Genomic DNA, 24,309 nt, shown 5'->3' with positions numbered 1-24,309 from the left:
CGATGCCCATCCCCATCCCCATCCCCGGGGTCACCCCCACGACCCCCGCCAACCCTGTCCAGCAGTGCAAGTGGAGCACGCGATGAGCTTAGTCGTCCAAACCACACCAAGAGCAGAAACAAAACTCAAATTGATGGTGGTTGATGACGAACCGGATAACCTCGATTTGTTGTATCGAACCTTCCGTCGCGACTTCGCGGTTTATAAGGCTGACAGTGGTTTCAATGCCTTGGAAGTGCTCGATCGCGACGGGGAAATGGCCGTGATCGTCTCAGACCAGCGGATGCCGGGCATGAACGGCACTGAGTTTTTGAGCAAAACCGTCGATCGATTCCCCGACACGATCCGCATTATTCTGACCGGCTACACCGACGTAGAAGACCTCGTAGGAGCCATCAACTCCGGTAAAGTTTTCCGATATCTGACAAAGCCCTGGAGTCCCGACGAACTCAAATCCGTCGTGAACCAAGCGGCCGAAACCTATCGTGTGGTTAAGCGCCGCACGAACGAGTTAAACCGGGCCCTGCGCCGCGAATCCCTGTTTAACGCCATGATGAGCGCAATTCGGGAATCCCTGAATTACGACAGCATGTTGCCCACCATCGCCCAGACCATTACCACCACCCTGAACGCCCATTGCGCCTTGTTGCAGCCCGTGGAAGGGGGGCAAGCCAAAGGAGAACCCCTGCGCTACCCACTCGATCGGGATGACTGGAGCCTGACCCACGAAGACGGGCAATTGCGGGATCCGGTGCAAGCGGCCCTGGAGCACTTGACCATTCAGCAAACCCAAGTCAACACCGATGGCAGCGACAGCCCAGGGGGAGCCATCGATGAGTTGCTCATCCCTTTGGTCTATCAGCAAGAATGTTTGGCCCTGTTGTCCCTGGTGCGCCAAGGACAACCCGGCTGGCAAACCGATGAAGTAGCGCTGATTTCGGAGCTAACAGAACAGGCGGCCTTGGCCCTTTCCCAAGCCCGTCTGTATCAGCGCACCGAAGCCCAAACCCAGCAGTTCCGCATGGAATTGGAAGTGGCGCGGCAGGTGCAGGCAGACTTGTTGCGCCAACATTGGCCAGAAGTACTCGGGGTGCGTGTGCAGGCGGAATGTCAGCCCGCGCGCGAGGTGGGGGGCGACTTTTTTGAAGTCTTTATCCATCCTCAGGGGGATGTGTGGTTAGCGGTTGGGGATGTGTCCGGAAAGGGGGTTCCGGCGGCCCTATTTATGGCCAGTTCGATCTCTGTTTTGCGCCAAGAACTGGCTCGGGCAGAGTCTCCGGAGCCAGATGAAGCGATTCGGCGGCTGAATCGGGCCCTGTTTGAAAATTTGTTTAATAGCAATCGATTCATTACGATTGCCCTAGCACGCTACACTCCCAGCACGAGACGCTTGAGCTATGCCAACGCGGGTCACGTCTACCCCGTGGTTTGGTCGCCCCAGGTGGTTCAGGAAAAAGTCCTGGCCGGTGGCGATCTCAAGGAAATTGAGCCAACCTATCTCAAGGCTCGGGGAGTGCCGCTGGGTATCTTGCCGGAGTGGAAAGGTACGGGGGGGGAACAGACTCTAGAGCCAGGGGAGGCTCTGCTGATGGCTAGTGACGGAATTACGGAAGCAACAGTGGCGAACATACAACTCCCGGGAACAAGTTTGGTGAACGGTTCAATGTTGCAACAGGAGGGCCTGTGGGAACTGTTGAAGCAACAAGGAAGCCCGTTTGATCTCAAGCGCTTGTTGGCGACCTTGCAACAGGTTGCGCCCGACGAGCAAGAAGACGACCAGACCCTACTGCTGCTGGAGGTTCTGTAAACCGATGAGAACTGAAATCCAAGTCCCAAGCAACTTGAAGTTTCTAACCATTGTTGAGCAGTGGTTACTCGGTTCCCTGGAAATTGAGCTAGGCGATCGAGTGGATTGGGCCCGCCAGTCGAACCGTCTGCGGCTGGTGTTGGCGGAGGCCTATTCCAACGTGGTGCGCCATGCCCACAAGGATCGCCCCCACCTGCCGGTGGAGATGTCGGTGGAGGTGCAGGATCGGGAGCTGGCGATCGAGATTTGGGATCGCGGCCAGGGCTTCAGTTTGGATAATTACCTGCCGCCAGTGCCGGAAGCCAAGCAGGAAAATGGCTATGGCTGGTTGATTTTGAACCGGCTGATGGATCGGGTGGAATATCGGTTGCAGGTGGATGGCAAAAACTGCCTGGTGCTGTTGGCGACGTTGCCCCCTCGGGAAGAGTCCCAATCCAAAAACTAGGACTACAGGCTCAAAAACTAGGACTACAGGCTATAGGGCTACAGGCCAGTGGACTACAGGCTAGTGGATCGAACAGTCTGATCGGGTCAGCGATGGGGTTTAGTCTGACTCCTGAGCGATCGTCCATGCTCGCCTGCGATCCTCCCGAAGCGATCGTCCATGCTCGCCTGCGATCCTCCCGATTGTGGGGCCGATCGCCTAAGCCATCACTTCCGCCATCAGATCGTCGGTCATTTCAAAGTTGGTGGCGACGCTTTGCACGTCGTCTAAGTCTTCGATCGTGTCCATCATTTTGATGAGGGCTTTGGCTTGATCGCGATCGGTTACGGCGACGGTGTTGGTGGGAAACCAACGAGTTTCCGATTGCCACACCCGAAAGCCACGCGCCTTCAACACTGATTCCAAATTTTCCAAGTTATCTGGGGCTGTTTTGACTTCAAACCCCACGAGGTCAAATCCCTTTTGGTCTTGGCCAGAGAAGGGATCATAGGATTCTCCTTCCCCCTCGATCGAGGCTTCCAGCAGCGCATCTTCCTCGATCGCCTCGCCCACGATGGTGACCACGCCCTTGTTTTCAAACATCCAGCCCACGCAGCCGGTTTCCCCCAGGTTGCCGCCGTTTTTGCTGAAGGCCACGCGCAGGTCAGCAGCGGTGCGGTTGCGATTGTCCGTGAGGGCTTCAATCAGCACGGCCACGCCACCGGGGCCATAGCCCTCATAGCGAATGGCTTCCAGTTCCGCCCCTTCCCCCGCCAGCCGACCGGCTCCCTTGGCGATCGCCCGATCGATGTTGGCATTGGGCACGCCGGCCGCCTTGGCCTTGTCGATCGCGGTTCGCAGTTGGAAATTACCGGTAGGATCCGCACCACTGCGGGCCGCCACAATAATCTCCCGCGACAGTTTGGTAAAGACACTGCCGCGCACCGCATCCACCCGGGCCTTTTGGCGCTTAATGTTTGCCCATTTACTATGTCCGGCCATGGCTCCCACTAAATCGATGAAAGATTGAACGAACCCAGGACTAAGATCGGTCTTTGGCAAGACGAATCAAAGATCGCCTTGAAATTTTAAGGGCCGATGCGATCGAACGGGATTAAGTTGCCCAATTTTCTAAACGCTCTTGTCTAAACGCTCTTGTCTAAACGCTGCTCATTGTTCCACTAGCGCTCACGACGATCAAAAGACCAATGCATAGGATTGCTGCGTTGCCCGGTGGCTGGGAACCGAATACAGAAGGCGTTATTTTTGTTGAGCAAACTCCGGCTCCGATCATTGTTTTGACGGCCAAAGATACGGATATTCAAACGCTGTCGATCGCCCGTCGATCGTTGCCGGAAAATTTTCCAGCCATCCGCGCCACTAACCTCTTGCAACTGCAACAGCAACTGACGATCGATACCTATGCTGAGGACGTTTTGTCGCAAGCGCAGGTAATTGTTTTGCGCTTGTTGGGGGGCCGTGCCTATTGGAGCTATGGGCTAGAGGTGGTGCGAGATCTAGCTGAGCGATCGGGCATTGGGCTGTTGGTTTTGCCCGGAGACGATCGCCCAGATCCTGACTTGGTTTCCCATTCAACGGCTCCCTTGAGTTTGTGTGACCAGATTTGGCGCTATTTGAATGAAGGTGGCGTAGAGAATGTTCAAAATGCACTCTTGAAGTTATCAGATACCTATTTTCAAACGCAATATCAGCCTCCCAACCCTCAGCCGATCGAGCGTTGGGGGCTTTACCAATATCCTAAAAATAATGCTCTTGAAAGCTCATCAGTTTCTAAATCGATTGGAACCGTTGGGATTGTTGGAATTTTATTTTATCGAGCCTATTATCAAGCGGGAAACTTGGCGGCGATCGATCAACTATGCCATGCCCTGTTGGCGGTGAATTTACAACCATTGCCCATCTACGTGGCTTCGCTGCAAGACTTGGATATTCAGGAAGAGGTGGGTTCTGCCCTGGAATCTCAGGCGATCGATCTGTTATTGGCTTCAACGGGATTTGCAATCACCAAGGCCCAATCTACCCTTGGCCAGGCGCAACCCCATTCCCTTTGGCAGCGGTTAAATGTGCCTGTTTTACAAATTATTTTGAGCAGCGGAACCCAAGATCAATGGCTCGCCAATCAGCAAGGGTTATCCCCTCGAGATATGGCAATGCAGGTGGCGCTGCCGGAGGTGGACGGTCGGGTGGCAACTCGGCTGGTGGCTTGCAAATCGGTGCAACAGCGCGATCGAGATTTAGAAACAGAAACGATCGCGCTTGAACCCATTCCCGATCGCTTGGATTTTGTGGCAAAACTGGCGGCTAATTGGGTGAAGTTGCGGCGATCGGCTCCTGGCGATCGCCCGATCGCTATTGTGTTGGCCAATTATCCAAATCGAGATGGGCGCTTGGCCAATGGTGTTGGCTTGGATACGCCCCAAAGTTGTGTTGATTTTCTGTGGGCTTTGGCGCGATCGGGCTATGACTTGGGTGATTTAGAACAATTGCCAAAAACTGGTGACCAACTCATTCAGCAACTGACCCAAGGAACGACCAATGATCCTGAGGGCTGGACAGGGCGATCCATTCGCCAATATCTATCATTCACGAACTACCAAACCTGGTTTGAAACCTTGCCGATCGAGGTGCAAAGGGCCATCAATCAACGCTGGGGATCCCTGACCAACCCGAAACCGGATCATGAGCAGTGGTTTCCCCAAACGGTGATTGAAAAAGAGCCGGTAATTCCCATTTCAGGGTTGCAATGGGGCAAGGTTTTTGTGGGCATTCAACCGGCCCGAGGATACGATCGGGATCCTAGTTTGAACTATCACGCGCCAGACTTGGAACCTACCCATGAATATTTAGCGTTTTATGAGTGGCTGCGATCGCAATTTGCCGCTCAAGCGATCATCCATTTTGGGAAGCATGGCAATTTAGAATGGTTGCCCGGAAAAGGCATTGCTCTCTCAGAGAATTGCTTCCCGGAAATTGCCCTTGGGCCAGTTCCTCATTTTTATCCATTTATTGTGAATGATCCCGGTGAAGGCTCGCAAGCCAAACGACGGGCCCAAGCGGTAATTTTAGATCACCTAACCCCACCATTAACTAGGGCAGAACTGTATGGCGATTTGAGTTTAATTGAGGGCCTGATTGATGAATATTATGAAGCGCAAAGTTTAGATCCCAAGAGAACTCGGGTGATCGCTCCTAAATTATTGAAACTGATTGAAGATAATCAGCTCGATCGGGACCTCAAAACCAAACTAGGAGCTGCTAATTATTCCTTAACTCGGGGATCAAACTCAGCTCAGATCGTTCTCGAAAGCCAATCAGCCATTGAAGATCTGATCGCCGCTCTGGATGGCTATCTTTGCGAACTGAAGGAAGCCCAAATTCGGGATGGCTTGCATATTTTTGGGCATTGTCCCACGGGCGATCAATTGCGTGATTTGACCGTGGCGATCGCCCGTTCTGCCCAAGGCGGCCAAGGGGGCCTGACGCGGGCGATCGCCCAAGATTGGCAACTGAGCTTCGATCCCCTCACGGCCGATTGGGGCGATCCGTTGCCGGAGGTCGATCGCTGGCCCCACCTAGCCACCTGCCGCACCTTGGGAGACGCGATCGCCGTTCTGGAAACCCAGGCCAGCGAAGCCGTGGCGGCCCTCATTGCCGATCGCCCCTGGCCGTCCGTGGGATCCCACACGGATCAGGCTTTGGCTTGGGTGCGCGATCGGCTCCTGCCCGCCTTGCGCCAAACCCCCCAGGAAATCGATCGGCTCTTGCAGGGACTCAATGGCGAATTTGTGCCGCCGGGGCCATCGGGGGCTCCCAGCCGCGGCCGCGCGGACGTGCTGCCCACCGGCCGCAATTTCTACTCGGTGGATTTGCGATCTCTGCCCACGGAAAGCGCTTGGGAAGTGGGGCGCAAGGCCGCCGACACCCTGATCGAACGCTATGTTCAGGAAAATGGCGATTATCCAACCACCCTTGGGCTGTCGGTTTGGGGCACTTCCACCATGCGCACCGGAGGCGATGACTTAGCGGAAGCGTTGGCGCTGTTGGGGGTGCGGCCCCGCTGGGATGGGGCGGCGCGGCGGGTGGTGGGGGTGGAAGTGTTGCCCCTGTCCGCGATCGGGCGGCCCAGGGTGGATGTGACCCTGCGAATTTCTGGGTTCTTTCGGGATGCCTTTCCCAACCTAATTGAACTGTTCGATCGGGCGGTTTACCTGGTTGCCGCGTTGGATGAAGCCGCCGCCGACAACCCGATCGCCCAGCGTGTGCGTCAGGAAACCGCCCAATGGCAAGCCAGCGGCCTGACCCAGGAGCAGGCCAGCACCCGCGCCCACTACCGCATCTTTGGTTCCAAGCCTGGAGCCTACGGCGCAGGCCTTCAGGGCCTGATTGAGGCTCAAAACTGGCAAAGCGACCAGGACTTGGCCCGGGCCTATCTGAACTGGAGCAGCTATGCCTACAGTTGCGCGGGTCGTTCGGGCCCCGTCAGCGGCGATGCACCCAGCAATGGCCTGGCGGCCCCAATTGGGCGATCGGCCCCGGAAGCCTTTGAGCAGCGATTACGGGAAATGCAAGTGGTTTTGCAGAACCAAGATAACCGCGAGCATGACCTTTTAGACTCCGATGATTACTATCAATTTCAAGGGGGCTTAACGGCCGCCGTGCGCGTCATTTCCGGACAACAACCCACCGTCTATTTTGGAGACCATGCGCAACCCGATCGCCCCCGCACCCGATCGCTTGCGGAAGAAATTGCCCGAGTGTATCGATCGCGCGTTGTGAACCCCAAATGGATCGCCTCCGCCATGCGCCACGGCTACAAGGGAGCCTTTGAAATGGCCGCCACCCTCGATTATTTGTTTGCCTACGATGCCACGGCCCGCTGTGTCGAAGACTTCATGTATGACGGTGTGGCAGAGGCTTATCTGCTCGATCGCACCGTTCAGGACTTTGTGCGCCAGAAAAATCCCTGGGCCCTGCGAGATATGGCAGAGCGTTTGCTAGAAGCCCATCAGCGCGGTTTATGGATCCCTGCCGATCCCCAACGGTTGGATCAACTGCAAGCGATCGCCCTGGAAGCGGAAGCCGACCTAGAAGCTCGCTCATAGCACGAGGGCGATCGGCTATTTCACAGCTCAAGAATTTCCGTCATTCTTGCTGATTCCTACTGTTTTAGAGGCTTCTAATCGCCATCAATCTTCATAAAAGACCGAGCTTTTCTTGAAGGAGAAATTCAATGGGGTCAAAAATTCTCGCCAGACTATACCCTTAAATTATATCCTGGCAGAAAATATTGATTCGCATCTGGATTTGAATGTGGATTCAAAAATAGCCAAGATAAAAAATAAAATGCATCTCATTAATCAAAAAATAGACAATAACCCAGATAGTGAATTTATTGATGAATTTAATTGAATACAAAATGATGGAACTTGCTGCTCATGGAATTATCAATAAATATGGCAACTTCTAGACATTGAATTGAGAATCAGAGACACTAGAGATGGTTTCTAATTCGGCCTGAAACTTAACAAGCACTTAACTATTTTTTGGTATGACTAAATTCGGCGATCGCTGATCATTCTGGGACGGCCCCGGTTTTGATTTGCAGCGATCCCTCGTTAACTCTGGCTGACGCGGCCCGCTTTTTTGATCCCAGCCAGCCCTCAAGGAGCCTAGCCATGTATCACAAAATTTTGATTGCCATTGAAGATCCTTCCGTTGACCATGCTCCTTTTCGTCAGGGGATTGACCTGGCTGAAAAACTAGGCGCGTCGGTCATGTTGCTGCATGTGCTGTTTCCCGGCGAAGGCAATGCCCCTATGCCCCCCGGCGACGATTTATTTTTTGTGCCGGCTTTTCTGCCTGATGATGCTTTGTTGCAGCGCTATCACGAGGCTTGGCAATCCTATATTGACCAAAATCTACAACAGCTCAAAGTTTTGGCCGACGTGGCCGCAGAACGCCAAATTCCTGCCGAGTGGTCGCAAAACCATGGTTCGCCCGGTAAGGTCATTTGTCAGCTTGCCCACACCTGGGAAGCGGATTTGGTGGTGGTGGGGCATCGTCGTCAATCGACGCTGAGTGAGCTATTCATGGGCAGTGTCAGTAACTATGTGCTGCACCATTGTCCCTGTGCGGTTTTGGTGACCCAGGAAGTATCGGAGGAAGCCAACTCCAGCAAACCGGTGGCTAATCCGTAGGCTGTTGCAGCGCCAGAAGAAGCCCGGAACCAGCGCCCGATCAGAAAGTTGGGGTTCAATTGTTTCGGTTGCTGGAATTTTTTGACGCTGGCGATCGAGCCAATTTTGGGCTGAAGTTTAGGGTGGGATGGCCAAAATCTGAGCTTTGGTGCAAACATGCGCTAGATTTTGGCCGGCTCCCGATAATTTGCACGGAACAGCGCGATCGGGAATGGAACTAGGTAGTTAGTGCCCATCCTCGCGGTCTATGCTAGGCTCAACAGGAGGTGTTCTGGGGCCATAAGTTTGCCTCATAGCATCGGGCAATTTGCGTTAAGCATTCTCAGCAAACCCTCGATCCGCACGATCAGTCACGATCAGCTCAGTGATCAACTTAGTGTTAGTGATCAACTCAGATCCGCAGCGATTAGGCTTTTCAACCGATCGCGCAGCTCGATAACCCTGGCTAGAGAATACTCAGTTGCTCGATTGGGTCAGTGCCTTGGTGCTGCACTCACTAAGAGAATTGCGATCACCTAGCCCGTCCAATCCGGATCTGCTTGCTCCGGTCTTGTTTGATGTAGGCAATATGGAGATTGCGCTTTCACCCGATTTTCTAGTCCGTTTCTGGGGCGTGCGAGGCAGCATTCCTGCACCGGGCAAGTCCACTGTGCGGTATGGCGGCAACACGTCCTGCGTGGAGTTGTGTGTTGGCGGGCGGCGCTTAATTTTTGATGGCGGTACGGGCCTGCGGTCTTTGGCTGAGTCAATGGCTCCTGGCGAAACGCTGGATGCTTTTCTGTTTTTCACGCATTACCACTGGGATCACATTCAGGGTGTGCCGTTCTTCGCGCCCCTGTTCACGCCGGGCAATCGGCTGACGGTGTATGGGTGCCAAACGAATACGGGCGAGCCGCTGAAACATCATTTTTGCGATCGAATTCTGAATCCCCATTCCCCAATTCCCGTGGGACAGATCAAGGCGGAGGTCGATTTTTATGACCTAACGGCTGGGGATCAGTTTGTGGTGGATGGGGATATTGAAATTGAGACGGGGCTGCTCAATCATCCCAACGGAGCCATGGGCTACCGGATTACCTGGAACGGAAAAACGGTGGTCTATGCCACGGATACAGAGCATTTGCCTGATCGAATGGATGAGCACGTGGTGCAACTGTCTCGTGAGGCAGACGTGCTGATTTACGATGCCATGTACACCGATGAGGAATACAACAACCCCCGATCGTCCAAGGTGGGTTGGGGTCACTCCACTTGGCAAGAGGGAGTCAAGTTGGCGGAAGTGGCGGGCGTAAAGCATCTGGCGGTCTTTCACCACGAGCCAAACCACAGCGATGATTTTCTGGATGAAGTGGAACGGCAACTGAAGGAGCGATCGCCCGATTCTTTCCTGGCTCGTGAAGGGATGGAATTCAAAATTCCCTGACTGGAAGCAGACAAAGGATTTCAGACGCATTAATCGCATCAATACTGCGCCTGACCCAGCATGACTGAGTCAGGCGCGATCCAACTTGGAAATCACAACGGAACAATTAACCGCCGCTGACCGGTGGAATTAAAACCAGTTCATCCCCATCCCGCAGCAGGGTACTATCGGGCACAAACTGAAAGTTAATGCCGAAGCGGGTCATGTTTCGCCAATGTTCCAGGTTGGGATGTTTTTGGATCATCAGATCACAAACTTCACCGGCCGTGATACCAGCGGGCAATTCCCAAATTAGCTCTGATTTGCCGAATGTTTCTTGATAGACGGCAAAAAGTTTGATCGTGATCCGAATTTGGGTGGGGCCGTGGGATTGGGGGTGAATCACCTGGCTTTCGGTGCAAAAGGCTTCAAATTGCCGATCCCAAGGATCCGTGGGTAGCGCGTCCAATAGGGCAAAGTCGAAACATACGCCGATCGTGTGGGTATTGGAGCGCACCTCCGCCAACAGTCGATCGTAGTACCCTCCCCCGTAGCCTAGCCGATAGCCCAGGCGATCGGCCCCAACGCAGGGGGCCAAAACTAAATCCGCCGCCGTTGGTTCCACCACGGGCGCATCGCTAGCGGGTTCCTGAACCCCATAGGCCCCCGGTTCCAGCGGTTCACCCGGTTGCCAGCGATGCCAAATCAGCAATTCCCCTTGGCAACGGGGCAACACCCAAATTTTGTTGCGTCCCAACTCCGTTTGCGCCAAGGGCAAAATATCCGGCTCCAAACGATGGCTCACATAGGCAAAAATCACCTGTGCCGTTTGCCACTCTGGGAGAGACTGGATCCGATCGCGCAGGGCCGTGCTGAGGTTGTGCCATTTGTTTTGCGGCATAACCTGGCGTTGCAGTAACAGCGCTCTACGTAGCGGCTTTTTTTCTGGATTGGGACGATACATGGCAGAGCGGACCCAATGCAAGCGCGGGTCTTCGATGGTAACCCAATTACCGGGCCCGAATCATGGGAATCAGTGGGTAATTCAGGAAGATTAATGGAGATGGCTAGGAGCTGCCGTTGATTGCCTCTGGTCAACTGGGAGAGGGCTAATCCAGGCCTGGAGTTGGCGGCCTATCCTGGAAAAAACGAGCGGTAAAGGGTGGCGCGTTGGCCATGAAGCGCGATCGATTCTTGCGGTTAATGCTGGGTGGTGTGGCCGGTGCTGGTCTGGTGAGTTGTGGTCAGGGATGGGGGCTGAATGCTCAACAATCGTCATCCAAACAAGTCCCATCAACACAGTCCCCATCAACACAATCCTCACCAATGACGGGGTTAACGCAGGCGGACTCGTCCCGCCGGGTCTTGATTATTGGGGCGGGAATTGCCGGGTTGGCCGCCGCCCGTCAGTTGCGATCGCGCGGATGGGATCCGGTAGTGCTGGAGGGGCGCGATCGGGTCGGGGGGCGTTTGTGGTCTTTGCGACCCTCGGCCCTGAAGGGGGTGGCGCTGGATTTGGGAGCCAGTTGGATCCATGGCATCCAGGGCAACCCGATCACCGCCTTGGCTCAGCAGTGGCAAATTCCCACCGTGGCCACGGATGCCGAAAATCAGTGGCTTTATGACTGGGATGGTCGGTTAGTTGATGATGCCCGGCACGATCGCCTAGAGCAGGTGTTAGAGCAGGTGTTGGCTCAACAGAACCGGTTGCGGGAAAAGCGTTCCACCGATCGCCCACTGCTAGCGGACTTGCAAGCCTTGGTTCAGCGGGCTAACCTCACGGCCGACGATGAACGGGCGGTTTGGACATTACTGAAGGGGTCGATCGAGCATGAATATGCCGGATCGATGGCGGAGCTATCGGCCAATGAGTGGGATGCGGGCGACGGTTTTGAGGGGGCAGATGTGCTGTTCCCCACCGGCTACGACTCGATCGCCCGTCGCTTATCCAGTGGTTTGACATTGCAGCTCAACCAGGTGGTGCGCCGAATTGAGCATGATCAACAGGGAGTCAAAATCACCACCAATCGCGGCGAATGGGTTGGGATCGCGGCCGTGGTGACCTTGCCGATCGGGGTGTTGCAGTCGGGTCAAGTGACCTTTGCCCCGGCCCTGCCCGAGACCCACCAAAGCGCCATCAATCGACTGGGAATGGGTATTCTGAACAAAATCTATTTAGAATTCCCTCGCTCCTTTTGGCCCTCAGAGCCGGATTGGATCGGGTTTGTTTCCGATCCGCCGGGTCTGTGGAATGAGTGGGTGAATTTCCAGCGGGTCAGTGATCGCCCCATTTTGCTGGGGTTTAATGCGGCGCAACAGGGCCACGAGCTGGAAGCTCTCAGCGACGGGCAACAGGCCGCCAGTGCCCTCAAGGCTCTGCGACGGATGTTTGGCCCCAAAATTCCTGACCCAACGGCGGTTTGGGTGACTCGCTGGGGGCGCGATCCCTTTGCGGGCGGTTCCTATTCCTTCCTGCGAGTGGGGGCGACCTTGAGCGATCGCGGTCAACTGACCAAACCCGTGGCCGATCGCCTGTTTTTTGCCGGGGAAGCCACCTCTCGCAATCACGCGGCCACGGTTCACGGAGCCTATCGATCGGGTCAACGGGCTGCGGATCAGATCATGGCAATTCATCACGCTTCTGCCTAGGTTCTGCCTAGCAATTCACGGCCCTGAATCTGAATTGGTTAAATTGCGAGAGCCTCTGGCTGGCTTTCATCCCGATTTCTTTGTGCTTGAGTATGGCTTTCGGAATTAAGGGAAGGCCGAATTCATTAAAATTCGGTGTCAAGAAAATCTGGTTTTAATAATTCTGGTATCAATAAATCTGGTGTGAATCAAATGGAACGTTGGTTTTTAGGCGGGGCTGGATTTTTAGGAGCAATGGCGGTGGCGGCTGGGGCCTTCGGCAGCCATGTATTAGCGGAAAAACTGAGCGATCGCGCCTTGGCGATTTTTGAAACGGCTGCCCGCTATCAACTCATCCATGCGCTGCTGTTGGGGATGGTTGCGGTGGCGATGGGCGCGATGCCCAAACCCGTGGCCCCGAGCCTCCCGATCTCCGGGGTGTCTGCCCTGTTGGGGATGGTGCTGTTCAGTGGCAGCCTTTATGCCCTCAGTTTCGGCGCGCCCAAAATTTTGGGTGTCATTACCCCGATCGGGGGTGTGGGTCTCATTGTCAGTTGGCTCGCGCTTGGGCTGGCAGCTTTCCAGGGTGTAAAACCGTAGCCACCAGTAGGGAAATTTCGCCCCGATCGCCCAATTGCCCTTGCCCGATCGCCCGCCAATCGCGATAGAATACAGGAGCATTCAACGATGGTTATCTACTCCCATAGCAGCCAGCTTAAGAGCACCGAGGAACAAATTAATTGGGGATGCACTAATTAATGCCTTGATTCCTGAAAGCTCAACTTAGTCTGCTGTTGCCCTCCTGGAATGGCCGTTGCCAAACCTAGCTTGGGGCGATCGCAACCCTAAAAGCGCTGGAAAACACTGCTAACACCACGGGGCTGTCACGGTTTCGACGTGCTGGGAACAGGTACTGAGTGATGCAGGCCGAGAGCGGGCTAACTCTCGTAAATCAATGGCTCAAAAAAGTAGATGCGAACAACATCGTTCCTTTCGCTCGCAAGACTGTGGCTGTTGCCTAAGTTTTGTAACACCTCTAACTAGACGGTTGAGCACTCGCTGTCCGACTCCGTTAAGGTCACCGAGTTTAACCCCAACGGATGCGCTGTCCGGTCTTCTTCGGTTGGCCTGCTAGCAAAGACTTTAATCGAGGCATCCTACCGCTAGGGATTAAGTAGCGGTCCCTGTCTCAAGGGTCAACGAGACTAAGCCTGTGAATGAACAAGGTATAACTACTTGGTGCGGACGATGGGTTCGACTCCCTCCAGCTCCACTCCGTTACGGTTAATCACTGATTGCTAATCAGAAAAACGCATTAACTCGCTCAAAACCCGACTTGGCATTGCGCTAGGTCGGGTTTTGCTTTTGTTCAACTTTTTGTTCAACCAAACTGTTTAAGCCGATGCTCTGAACCTAGTGGCCATCGCCATCATTACCGCCATCGCTGTGGTTGTCACTATCGCTGACCATATCGCCCCAATCATCATCATCGGCGGCTTGGTTTGCTGTTTCGGGATTGCTGGTCGCTTCGGTGGGTTCCGGTTCGGTGGAGTCTGGTTCCGTAGACTCGATCGGCTCAGGTTCCGTAGACTCGATCGACTCAGGCTCATTAGGAGTGCTTGCGATCGGCCCAGATTCCGTAGACTCGCTCTCCTCAGGAGACTCGCTCTCCTCAACAGCCGCCGAATCCGTCACTAATTCAGGGGGATCCAGTGGCTCAGTCGTGCTCGCTGGCTCAGTGGCATCCAGTGGCTCGGGATCACCAGGACTCGGGAGATTCTCCGGGGCGATCGCGGCGGCCTCTTCCTGGGGCGCATTGGTGGTTTCTGGAGGGGCTGGGGGCGTTGCTGACTCTGGTTCAGGAACCTTGGCGGGCGCGGCCACTGGGGCATTTTCCAAATCCGGTAAGACTTTGGTGAGCCGGACACTGAGGCGCAGGAAGCTGCCGGGAACGTTGCCAACGGGAAAAGGCTCGATCGCGCTGAAGGCGGTCTGCGGAGTGAGCAACACCCACAAAGACACGAGGGCAACGGTGAGCAGCAGGCTGCCCAAAAGCGCTCCCAACCACACCACCAACAGCCCGATCGCCCGTTGATCCAGGGGGGCAATTTCCGCCGCCAAGGGGGAGAGTTGATCCAGCCGTTGCAAAGCCCAAAGCACCAAAAGGGACGCAACCAGCGCGATCGCCTTGGTTTCCCAGCCGGCCCAGCGTTGCAAAATTCGTTGCTGCGTTTCGTTGAGGCGATCGGCCCGCAGGCTCACCAGCAAAACCGAAAAGGGATAAAACGGGCGTAACCACTGCATGGCCACGATTGGAGCAGTTCCCAACAGCCCCACCAACAGCCAGTCCCAGCCACCCGGCAGCAGAGGATCCCCCGCCGCCAGCCCCAGTAAACACAACTCCGCACAGAGGGGCAGCGCTGCCAACCCCGCCAAATGCACCCAAAGATACGGATCGCGTTTTGGCCCCTGCACGATCGACCTCCTTCCCTCTCTGTTTGGTTCGTTCTGTGTGTTAGTTGCTCAGCCGGTTGAATGAAAGCCGGTTGAATGAAAGCCAGTTGAATCAAGGCTGTTTTAATCAAGACCGGTTTCATCAAGGCTAGTCCAGACCAAACTGATTGGACTACGGCCAGTTGAATGACGGCTGGTTTGATCAAAATTCATTGATCAAAGTTCATTCATGGACAACCCGATCGGCCCTGCTTCTTCAGCGAAGGCGCTATCCAACGGCTGGGCAAGCTTTGTAACCAGCATAGACGCTTTCTGCTCGGTCTCCCTGTCGGCAAAAAAGCGTGCTGACATGCGCTGGTAGTGGTCGCAGAGGTTGGTTTTTTGGCGGGCAAAGTCCACGATCGGGCTGGAATAGGGTGGCTCAATGAAATTCCCGATGTGACCGTAGGCTGTGGCATCCAGCGTGGTTGGGCGATCGCCCATAAAAAAGGGCTTATCGGCCAGAAAATCCGAAAGGGCCTGCAAATCCGCCGTAATGAGTTGATATAAATCAGCGTCACTCAGTCGGCCCAGGCCCTGTTGCGTCATCTGTTGCAGAATGCTTTGGCGAAATTTCTCCGCAAAGGCCACGCTCTGGGCCTTGCTCCAGTGACTGGGAACCAGAGTCAAGACTAAGTTTTGATAGTCTTGCCAGTTTTCTTCATCGCGGTAGCGAATCGCAATTCCACCCCAGTAGAGATGTTCCTTAATCAGGCGACGGAAAGCCAGGGCGATCGCGCGATCAGCCTGGCTCAAACCAGCTTCCAAATCAACACCTTGGGTTTGGCGAAAGCGCTCAATAATTAACGCGGTGTCGCCCCATTTTTGCCCTGCTTCTTCAATAAAAGGAATTTTGCCATAGGGGGCCTGAGCCAGATCCTGAGCGGTGGCTAAGGCTGTTTGGTAGGGTAACTCGGCAATGCGCAACCAAGTTTCCAATTCCATGCAAGCCGGACTGACGCTAGCCAGCCCCCAACGGGACGGAGCAGTGTAGAGCGTAATCATTCAAAGCAATCAAAAACAGCAAAAATAATCAGCAGGCTCAGAATGGCTCAATGACGATCCAGAGCCACCTTGGGTTTCGGTTTCCCCGCTGGACTATTCCGTCAGTTTTAACAGACCCGATGCGATCGGGCTGTGATGCCAGACAAAAGAATCAGCCCCGATTAGCACGTGGTTAGTGACTAGTCGGGGCTGATGAAAACCCAGATCAAGGGTGATGGGGCGATCGAACCGGAATCGATCGGACTATGAACTCGATCGCCCTCAGCGAAGCAGTGGGCTGATTCGCTGATTAACCTTCCGAAAATGTCCTAGAGGGACAGGGTGCGACGCTTGGCCACCAGGCGGTAAGCCTCGATGATGTCGCCCATTTGCCAGTCGTTGAAGCCCGAGGAGTTCACACCGCACTCGTAGCCGCTGTTCACTTCCTTGGTGTCTTCCTTGAACCGCTTCAGCGAATCCATGCGGCCTTGGAACACCAGTTCCTTGCCTCGGCGCACCCGCAGCAGACAATCGCGAATCAGCTTGCCCGACTGCACATAGCAACCGGCCACCGTGCCGCGACCCACCGGGAACACACCCCGAACTTCCGCTTGACCCAGCGGTTCTTCCACCTCTTCCGGATCGAGCATCCCTTCCATGGCGGCTTGGATGTCGTCCAGCAGTTTGTAGATCACGCTGTATTCGCGGACATCAATGCCCGCTTCATCGGCGGAGCGACGAGCACCAGGCGCGAGGGTGGTGTTGAAGCCCACAACCACGGCGCTACTGGCGGCAGCCAAGTCAATATCCGTTTCGGAGATTTCGCCCGGTGCAGCCAACAACACGCGCACTTGCACTTCGTTTTGGGGCAGTTGTTGCAAAGATCCCAGAATGGCTTCCAGGGAGCCTTGCACATCGGCCTTGAGCACGAGGTTCAGTTCCTTCAGCTCGCCCTCTTGTGCCTGACCAGAAATGCTGGTGAGGCTGACGCGACGGGAAGCCATGGCCTGTTGCAGACGGCTTTGGCGCTGTTGGTCGCTGCGCTGAGAGGCGATCGCCCGGGCATCTTTTTCGTTGGCGAAGACTTCAAATTCTTCCCCAGCGGCCGGAACTTCGCTCAGACCCAACACCTCAACAGCGAAGGAAGGAGTGGCGGCATCAACGCGATGACCACGATCGTCAATCATCGCCCGCACCTTGCCCAGAGCCGGGCCGGCGAGGAGGATGTCGCCAACTCGCAGGGTTCCGTTTTGCACCAGCAGGGTGGCCACCGGACCACGGGCCCGATCAAGGTGGGCTTCAATGACCGTCCCGCGCGCCAGGCGATCGGGATTAGCCATCAAGTCTTCCACTTCTGCCACCAACAGCAGGTTCTCCAGCAGGTCATCCAAATAGAGACCCTTGAGGGCACTCACGGGAACCATAATCGTGTCCCCGCCCCACTCTTCCGGCACAAGGCCGCGCTCGGCCAGTTCCTGTTTCACCCGATCGGGATTTGCGCCTTCCTTGTCAATCTTGTTAATGGCCACCACGATCGGCACTTCCGCCGCGCGGGCATGGCTGAGAGCCTCGATCGTTTGGGGCTGCACCCCGTCATCGGCCGCCACCACCAAAATGGCAATGTCCGTGACCCGTGCCCCCCGAGCACGCATGGCCGTGAAGGCTTCGTGACCCGGTGTATCCAAGAAGACCACCTTCTTGCTGCCGCCCTCTTGATCCACCTGCACGTGGTAAGCCCCAATGTGCTGGGTAATGCCACCGGCTTCCCCTTGGGCCACCTTGGTTTTGCGGATCGAGTCGAGCAGGGTGGTTTTCCCGTGGTCTACGTGACCCATGATCGTGACAACCGGCGGGCGGCGCTGGAGGCTCTCCAGGTCGGCCACATCGAGCATTTCGGTCACCTTGCGGGCTTCCGATTCCTTCTCGGCGGTTTCCACCATCACCCCCAACTCCTCGGCCACCATGGTGGCTGTCGGAACATCGAGGGTTTGGGTAATGCTGACGGCCATCCCTTTCAAGAACAGGCGCTTCACCACTTCCGTTTCTGGAACGGCCAGCTTTTCGGCCAACTCGGCCACCGTCAGACCCTCCGTGAGGGTGATCAGCTCCGGTCGTTCCTTCTTGACCTGTTGTTCCCGACGTTCCCGTTGAGGCGGGCGCGAGGCCCCTTTCTTGGTAACCGGTTTGGGCTGCGGAGCTGGCTTCGGCGGGGTAACACCCTTGGGCTTCGGCGGCCGGGCGATCGATAGGCTGACCTGGAAGGGAGCCGGCTGACCGTCCACCCCTTCCATCATCAGTTCATCATCTTCCTCGAAGTCGTCTTCGTCTTCGAATTCCACCTGGTTACGGCGCTTGTTCTTGCCAGCCTTGTCCTTGGCAATTCTGGCCCGCTCTTCCTCTTCCGCTTCCCAATCTTTGCCCTTCTTGGTGGGGCGATTCAGGGTCGGTCGATTTAGCTTGTTTTCATAATCTTCGCCGCTGCTGGCCGGACGTGTGGGTTTTTCCAGCAGTTTGGCCGCGGGGGCTGCGGCCGTGCCGTCAGCGCTACCGTCGGCTGTGGCTTCGGTGGGGCGCACGGGTTTCGGCCGGCGCAACTCCACGATGGTTGGCGGGGCCCCTTTGCCAGGGCCACCGGCTGCGGGGCCTTTGGCCTCGCCGGGCCGGGTGGGGCGGGATGGGCGACTGGGCGCACCCGCGCGGGGTTCAGCAGGCTTGCTTTCGGCGGGCTTGGCCGGCCGCGATGGCGGCCCCACCAGCTCGGGCTTTTTGACCGGGCGCGGCGCTGTGCCGGGACGGGGCGGGGTTTTCAGTTCGGCTTTCTTTTCGGCAATGGGTTCCGGTGTTGCCGAGGCGGCGGGGCGATCGCCCGAGGCGGCGGGGCGGCGGGGGGCGCTGGGTTCAGCCGGGGCCAGGTCAACCGAGGCCGCGGGGGGCGCTGCGGGCGAATCGGACGGCTGGGCGGGGACATTCACAGGAGCAACGATTTCGGGCTTGACCGCCTCAGACTTAGCTGCCTCAGACTTAGCCGTCTCAGACTTAGCCGCTTCGGGGCGAGCGGGTTCGGCCCGCTTGGGCGAAACGAGTTTCGGGGGTGCAGGACGGCTGACGGGGGGCGTGGCTTCGGGGGCTGCTCCTTCGGTGTTGGGGCGTAGCTTTGGTTTGCGAATCTCGAGAATTTGCTGCTTTTTTTGCATAGCCGGTGCTGAATCGCGCCCTTCTGTGGGCGTATCGGAGGGGGACAAATCAGGAGGGTTGGAGGAGGCTGGATTCACCGAGGGTGCAGAGGATTGGCCAGGACTGGAGGGCGCAGGACGATTCGCAAACTGTTGACGAGCGGCTGCGCGGATTTGAGCGGCTTCAGATTCGGTGATGGTGCTGCTGTGGCTTTTGAAGGGAATGTTTAGTTGCTCGCAGATCACCAAGATCTCGCGATTTTCCAGATGTAGTTCTCTCGCTAAATCGTAAATTCTCACGCGGCCTGTGCTCATCCAGTTTCCTCGAATCCTATTGCGTCACGACATCATAGCCCACCGTCATTTGAAACATTTCGATCGAGCCGTCTAGTCCCTTCCTATTATGACGTGCGATGGGGGCGGTTCACTCTGGTGGGGTTGGATTTCCCAGAGAGTCCGGGTTGGGAACCCGGGCGGTCAGCCGTTGCCAAAGCAGGTCATAGAGAGGGTCGGGGACGGGGGCCTTGAGCGATCGCCCGATTCGATCCTTGCGCTGGGCTGCTCGTAGGCAGTCTGCACAGGGGCAAAGATAGGCCGATCGCCCCATGCCTTGGTCGAGTTGCACCGAACCGGAGTGGGCCACCCGCACGATGCGCCAAAACTCCGATCGATGGGCCACCCGACGACAAATCAAACAACGGCGATAGTTGGGCGGCAAGGGATCAATTGGCCTCCTGATCCAGCGCCTCGCTATCCGGATCGTCGCCGTCGAAGTCCTCGTCTGCGGAGTCGTTCTCGGCTAGATCATCAGGGTCTGAATCATCGCTGTCTTGATCATCTTCCTCTTGATCATCGTCGTCAGCATCCGCCGCCGAGTCCAGGGGAGCCTGCTCTTGGTCGTCCTCAAGATCATCGCCAAGATCATCGCCATCAAACTCATCATCTGTTTCATCGTCTGCGGCTGCCGATGGGTCAATCTCCCCAGGGCTGAACTCAGCGTCCTCGTCGGCAAAATCGTCGGTTTCCGGTTCCTCGTCTGCAAAGTCATCGGCCGCTTCGGCCGCTGCCAGGGCAAGGGCTGCCTCCCGTTCCGCCAGATAGCTGGCCATCTTGGCATCTTCTTCGTCGCGATCGTACTTAGCCACATCGCGAATATCGATTTTCCAGCCCGTGAGTCGAGCAGCCAGGCGCACATTTTGCCCCTCTTTCCCGATCGCCAAACTGAGCTGATCATCACCCACCAGCACATGGGCTTGGCGCTCCTCGGGATTCATCAGACGCACTTCCACCACCCGGGCCGGGCTGAGGGCGTTGGCGATGTAGGTGGCCGGATCCGGAGACCAGCGAATCACATCGATTTTTTCGCCCCGCAGTTCGTTCACAACCACTTGAATTCGCGACCCCCGGGCCCCGATGCAAGCCCCCACAGGATCCACATCGCGCTCCACCGTGTCAACGGCAATCTTGGTGCGCGGGCCCACATGGCGCGAGGGCGGGTTGGCTTCCCGAGCCACGGCCACAATTCGCACAATGTCATCTTCAATTTCCGGCACTTCGTTGGCGAACAGGTAAACCACCAACCCCGCATCGGCCCGGGAAACCAAGAGTTGCGGCCCCCGCTGGGATCCTTCGCAAACTTTCTTGAGGTAGACCTTGATGGTTCCGTTGGCGCGGTAAGTGTCGTTGGGTAACTGTTCCCGTTTGGGCAGTTCCGCTTCCACTTCCGGTTGGCTGTAGCCGCTGGTGACGGCCACAATGACCGATTGGCGCTCGAACCGCAGGATGCGCCCTTGGAGCACCGTGCTTTCTAGCTCTTGGAATTCCTCTTGGATCAGCTTGCGCTGCTGGTCGCGCAGCTTTTGGGCCAGCACTTGCTTGGTTTGGATGGCGGCCATGCGCCCAAAGTCGTCCCGATCGGGGGTGACATCCAAAATTACCGTGTCGCCCAGTTGGGCTTCGGCGGCCACTTCTTGCACATCGCTGAGGGCAATTTCGTGGTCTGGGTCGGCCACTTCTTCCACAATGCTCTTGGTGGCCAAAACCCGGAAGCCTTCTTCTTCCGTGTCCAATTCCACGTCGAAGTTGTCGAAGTAAGTTTCGTCAAAGATATTGCGCACATCCAAGCTTTGGGTGCGGCGATAACGCTCATAGCCCTTGAGCAGGGCCTCACGCAGGGCGGCTTCAACGGCGGTTTTCGGCAAGTTGCGTTCGCGGCTGATGCCGTCGATCATTTCTTGCAGGCCGGTTAGGCGAACCATGGACATGGGTGTGGGGTTCCTAAAGATTCGTAAAGGTGAATGGGGAGTGGTGAAGCATTCGGCGCGATCGCGGGTGTGGGGATGGGCAATGGGGCGATCGCGCAGGATAGCCGGCCGCTGAGCTACTCGGCTCCGTCGGCTAGGCGCACCCGTTCCACCAAATCGCGCGGAATGCTGATCACTCGGCCTTTTTGGTTGATGCGCAGGGTTTCCGCGTCGCGATCGAGCAAGCTGCCCTGCCAAAGGGATTTGCCCTTGTGTGGCTCGCGGGTGGTGACGGTGACTTCAAACCCCTTGAAGGAGGTGAACTCCCGATCGGTCTCCAAAAACTCCGACAGGCCAGGGCTAGACACTTCCAGCACGTAGGCTCCGGGGATGGCATCCGCCTCATCGAGCACCGGCTCCAAGGCCCGGCTCAACCGTTCGCAGTCATCCAGACTGGTATCGGCGATCGGGTTGCGGAGTTCGAGGCGCAAAACAGGGGGGCTTTCATTGGTGTGGAAGGTTGCCCCCACGATCTCCAGTCCCAAATCGGTGGCGATCGGGGTGGCAAGTTCCAAAATGCGGGGAATTGCGGGATGAGCCATGAAACCAAACGATAGAGCGGGCAATGGCCCCCAACCGCGTGATCAGTGATCCGGCCCGAAGGGAAACAGGGCCGATCGCGCTTGCGGATCTGTCCCCAGAATCGTGCCTAAGAATCGTGCCTAAGTAACGACGCTCTGAGATGAATCCGGCAAGATCACCGTTGGAGAAATTGCCCTTGAGTGAGGGCATGGGGCGTGGTCAGACAGAGCGAAAAGCAATCAAAGTGCAAAGCAGTGCTGATCACGACCCACGGAGGGAGCTGATCCCCATTGGGCCATAAAAAAAGCCGGTTCACTGTACCGACTTGCAACGCGCCAATTGACCTTTCCTTGCCGCTGGCCGGGAAAGGCTGGTGGGCAAAGGCTGGAGGCGATGGGTCTAGACACCCGCACAGCAGCCGCAACCGAACGCAATGGAGGTTGAGATGCTGCTGTGGTGGGGACTGGGGCCCAAGCGTTTGCGGTTGCCGCACTGTTGCCCAAAGCCCGAAGCGGAAAGCCAAGGCTCAAAGCCGGGGACTTGGGGAATAGCTAGGCAGCGCTTGCCTCAGTCTATCACGGAAGAATTTGGGTCTAAAACTCCGCCCTGTTGGGGCCTGCTAAATTCGCCCAACGGGATTGGCTGAACGGGATTGGCTGAACGGGATTTGGAACTAAACCCAGTGAGCCTGCATGATTTAGCCTGCATTAATTTGAGTAATTGGGCTGATTGGGATCAGGGAACGGGAACGGCTCGGCCCGGCCAGCCCCATCCAACCCCAACACCCGTCGCAGCGCTGCCAATTGGGCATGGGCCTTCGAGAGCGATTCCCACCACTCCCGATCGGGGTCGGAGTCGGCCACAATCCCCGCGCCCACCTGGCCCCAAACCAGCCGATCGCCCAATTGCGAATCCCCCGATCGCGCCGTGCGGGGAATCAACAGCGTCCGAATCAGAATATTCAAATCCAAATTACCGCCTGCGTCCAGGTAACCACAGGAGCCATAGAACAGACTGCGGCGCACCGGCTCCAGGGCTTCAATGATCTCCATGCAGCGCACCTTCGGGCAACCGGTGATCGTGCCGCCGGGGAAGGTGGCCCGAATCAGGTCGATCGCCGTGCGATCGAGCGCAAGTTGTCCCACCACGTTGCTCACCAAGTGCATCACGTGGCTGTAGCGCTCCACGGTCAAGAACTCATCCACCTGCACACTGCCCCAATCGCAAACCCGCCCCAGATCATTGCGCTCCAAGTCTACCAACATGGCATGTTCAGCCCGTTCCTTGGGGTGATTCAGCAATTCCACCTCGTTGGCCAAATCGGCGGGGCGATCAATCCCTCGGGGGCGGGTTCCCGCGATCGGGCGAGTGCTGGCCTGGCGATCGCGCAATTGCACCAACCGTTCCGGCGAACAGCTCACCACCTCGCCCCAAGGGGTTTGCCAATAGCTGGCGAAGGGAGAGGGATTAATTTGGCGCAGGGCCTGATAAAGCGTCCAACCGCTGGCGGGGCAAGGAACCGAAAACCGCAGGGACAAATTAGCCTGGAAAATATCCCCCGCGCGGATGTGCTCTTGGGCTTGGCGAACGGCGGCGGTATAGGCGGCTTGGTCGCTGGTGAATTGAGGAATGAGGGTGCTGGTTGGTTCGATCGCCCCCGACGATTCCGCCAGCGGGGGCGCTGCGGTAGCTTTGTCTAGCTGGGCCACGAGCCGATCGAGATCCGCCGCCACCGTTGCCGCCAGCCACAGCCGATCGCCCCCGTGATCCAACACCGCAAAGCAATCTGGCTCATACCAAAAGGCCACGGGAAACGGCAACTCATCCGATCGCAATTGGGGTAACTGCTCCACCTCCCAAGCCAGGTCATAGCCCAGCCACCCCAGCCAACCTCCTCGAAACGGCAATGCTGGCCCCGGTTCATCCTGAGCAGCATTCAACCGCTCCGCCGCCCCGCCTTCCGCCAGTCGATCTCCCAACATGGGCAAAATGTCCCCCACTGCCGGAGTCCAAACCCGTCCCGATCGGGGACGACCCGCACAAATCGAATAGCGAGCCAACTCCTGGGCCGCCGCACACCACTGCTCCGGCGCAGGGGGACTTTCCAACAAAACGGCAATTTCCCCCTGAGCCAGCTCTTCCGCAAACAGGGCCGCAAACACCGCCGCCCCCGAGCGATCGGCCAGCGGGAGCGATCGCCAGTGCCAGGGAGCCAACGGCCGGGCCGTTAATTTCGCCAAGCCAGAATTCACCGTTGCGATCACTGAAGCCGCCGAGTTCATCCAGTTGATACCTGTCGATTTTTGTGGAATCGCTCTATTTTGAAAGACTTTACCGATACTTTTCGGCAATTTT

16 protein-coding genes and 1 other RNA gene are annotated in these 24,309 nt (G+C 56.7%); 8 read left to right on the top strand and 9 right to left on the bottom strand.

Translation table 11 applies throughout. From position 1 onward, the window contains the following. Window positions 1-82 precede the first annotated feature (82 nt). Window positions 83-1,807, top strand: a complete 1,725-nt coding sequence (locus H6G53_RS15975) for a SpoIIE family protein phosphatase (RefSeq protein WP_099534556.1) — start codon at window positions 83-85, stop codon at window positions 1,805-1,807. Window positions 1,808-1,811: 4 nt separating this feature from the next. Beyond that, the gene (locus H6G53_RS15970) at window positions 1,812-2,252 is read left to right on the top strand and encodes an anti-sigma regulatory factor (RefSeq protein WP_099534557.1); all 441 of its coding nucleotides are present in this window, start codon (window positions 1,812-1,814) and stop codon (window positions 2,250-2,252) included. A gap of 198 nt (window positions 2,253-2,450) precedes the next feature. Here the strand turns inward: H6G53_RS15970 and H6G53_RS15965 are convergent, their stop codons facing one another. Beyond that, window positions 2,451-3,233, bottom strand: a complete 783-nt coding sequence (locus tag H6G53_RS15965) for a YebC/PmpR family DNA-binding transcriptional regulator (RefSeq protein WP_099534558.1) — start codon at window positions 3,231-3,233, stop codon at window positions 2,451-2,453. Window positions 3,234-3,439: 206 nt separating this feature from the next. Between H6G53_RS15965 and cobN the strand changes: the two genes are divergently transcribed. The 3 genes from cobN to H6G53_RS15950 all read left to right on the top strand — a co-directional run bounded on the left by cobN (window position 3,440) and on the right by H6G53_RS15950 (window position 9,872). Then, window positions 3,440-7,354 (top strand): cobaltochelatase subunit CobN, encoded by a 3,915-nt coding sequence (cobN, locus tag H6G53_RS15960; RefSeq protein WP_190534680.1) that lies wholly within the window; start codon window positions 3,440-3,442, stop codon window positions 7,352-7,354. A 573-nt stretch (window positions 7,355-7,927) separates the two neighbouring features. Next, window positions 7,928-8,449, top strand: coding sequence for a universal stress protein (locus H6G53_RS15955; RefSeq protein WP_190534677.1), 522 nt, complete (start codon window positions 7,928-7,930; stop codon window positions 8,447-8,449). Between the two features lie 568 nt (window positions 8,450-9,017). Further along, complete coding sequence (locus H6G53_RS15950; protein WP_099532753.1) at window positions 9,018-9,872, top strand: MBL fold metallo-hydrolase; 855 nt, start codon at window positions 9,018-9,020, stop codon at window positions 9,870-9,872. Between the two features lie 106 nt (window positions 9,873-9,978). Here H6G53_RS15950 and H6G53_RS19350 read toward each other — a convergent pair whose 3' ends face one another. Beyond that, a complete protein-coding gene (locus H6G53_RS19350) occupies window positions 9,979-10,815 on the bottom strand; it encodes a 5-formyltetrahydrofolate cyclo-ligase (protein ID WP_190534674.1) in 837 nt (278 codons plus the stop codon). Window positions 10,816-11,177: 362 nt separating this feature from the next. Here H6G53_RS19350 and H6G53_RS15940 point away from each other — a divergent pair, with 362 nt between their 5' ends. The 3 genes from H6G53_RS15940 (at window position 11,178) to ssrA (ending at window position 13,755) form a co-directional block, all read left to right on the top strand. Continuing rightward, complete coding sequence (locus H6G53_RS15940) at window positions 11,178-12,500, top strand: FAD-dependent oxidoreductase (RefSeq protein WP_190534671.1); 1,323 nt, start codon at window positions 11,178-11,180, stop codon at window positions 12,498-12,500. 192 nt (window positions 12,501-12,692) lie between these two features. Beyond that, window positions 12,693-13,079 carry a DUF423 domain-containing protein gene (locus tag H6G53_RS15935; RefSeq protein ID WP_190534668.1) on the top strand — a complete coding sequence of 129 codons (387 nt, stop codon included), beginning with the start codon at window positions 12,693-12,695 and terminating at the stop codon, window positions 13,077-13,079. A gap of 277 nt (window positions 13,080-13,356) precedes the next feature. Then, window positions 13,357-13,755: a transfer-messenger RNA gene (gene ssrA / locus H6G53_RS15930) on the top strand. 137 nt (window positions 13,756-13,892) lie between these two features. Here ssrA and H6G53_RS15925 read toward each other — a convergent pair. From H6G53_RS15925 to H6G53_RS15895, 7 genes are all read right to left on the bottom strand, one after another. Then, complete coding sequence (locus tag H6G53_RS15925) at window positions 13,893-14,954, bottom strand: low-complexity tail membrane protein (RefSeq protein WP_190534666.1); 1,062 nt, start codon at window positions 14,952-14,954, stop codon at window positions 13,893-13,895. A gap of 195 nt (window positions 14,955-15,149) precedes the next feature. Then, window positions 15,150-15,977 carry a glutathione S-transferase family protein gene (locus tag H6G53_RS15920; protein ID WP_190534663.1) on the bottom strand — a complete coding sequence of 276 codons (828 nt, stop codon included), beginning with the start codon at window positions 15,975-15,977 and terminating at the stop codon, window positions 15,150-15,152. 308 nt (window positions 15,978-16,285) lie between these two features. Then, window positions 16,286-19,444, bottom strand: a complete 3,159-nt coding sequence (infB, locus tag H6G53_RS15915) for a translation initiation factor IF-2 (protein WP_190534660.1) — start codon at window positions 19,442-19,444, stop codon at window positions 16,286-16,288. 109 nt (window positions 19,445-19,553) lie between these two features. After that, window positions 19,554-19,847, bottom strand: a complete 294-nt coding sequence (locus H6G53_RS15910) for a YlxR family protein (protein WP_190534658.1) — start codon at window positions 19,845-19,847, stop codon at window positions 19,554-19,556. 4 nt (window positions 19,848-19,851) lie between these two features. Next, window positions 19,852-21,393, bottom strand: a complete 1,542-nt coding sequence (gene nusA / locus H6G53_RS15905; protein WP_190355662.1) for a transcription termination factor NusA — start codon at window positions 21,391-21,393, stop codon at window positions 19,852-19,854. 116 nt (window positions 21,394-21,509) lie between these two features. After that, a complete protein-coding gene (gene rimP, locus H6G53_RS15900; protein ID WP_099532892.1) occupies window positions 21,510-21,974 on the bottom strand; it encodes a ribosome maturation factor RimP in 465 nt (154 codons plus the stop codon). Window positions 21,975-22,661: 687 nt separating this feature from the next. Beyond that, window positions 22,662-24,236, bottom strand: coding sequence for an anthranilate synthase component I (locus H6G53_RS15895; protein ID WP_190534656.1), 1,575 nt, complete (start codon window positions 24,234-24,236; stop codon window positions 22,662-22,664). Window positions 24,237-24,309 lie beyond the last annotated feature (73 nt).

It is taken from the genome of Limnothrix sp. FACHB-406 (assembly GCF_014698235.1).
In the GTDB taxonomy this organism is placed as follows: domain Bacteria; phylum Cyanobacteriota; class Cyanobacteriia; order CACIAM-69d; family CACIAM-69d; genus CACIAM-69d.
This window is presented reverse-complemented; position numbering and strand designations above follow the sequence as displayed.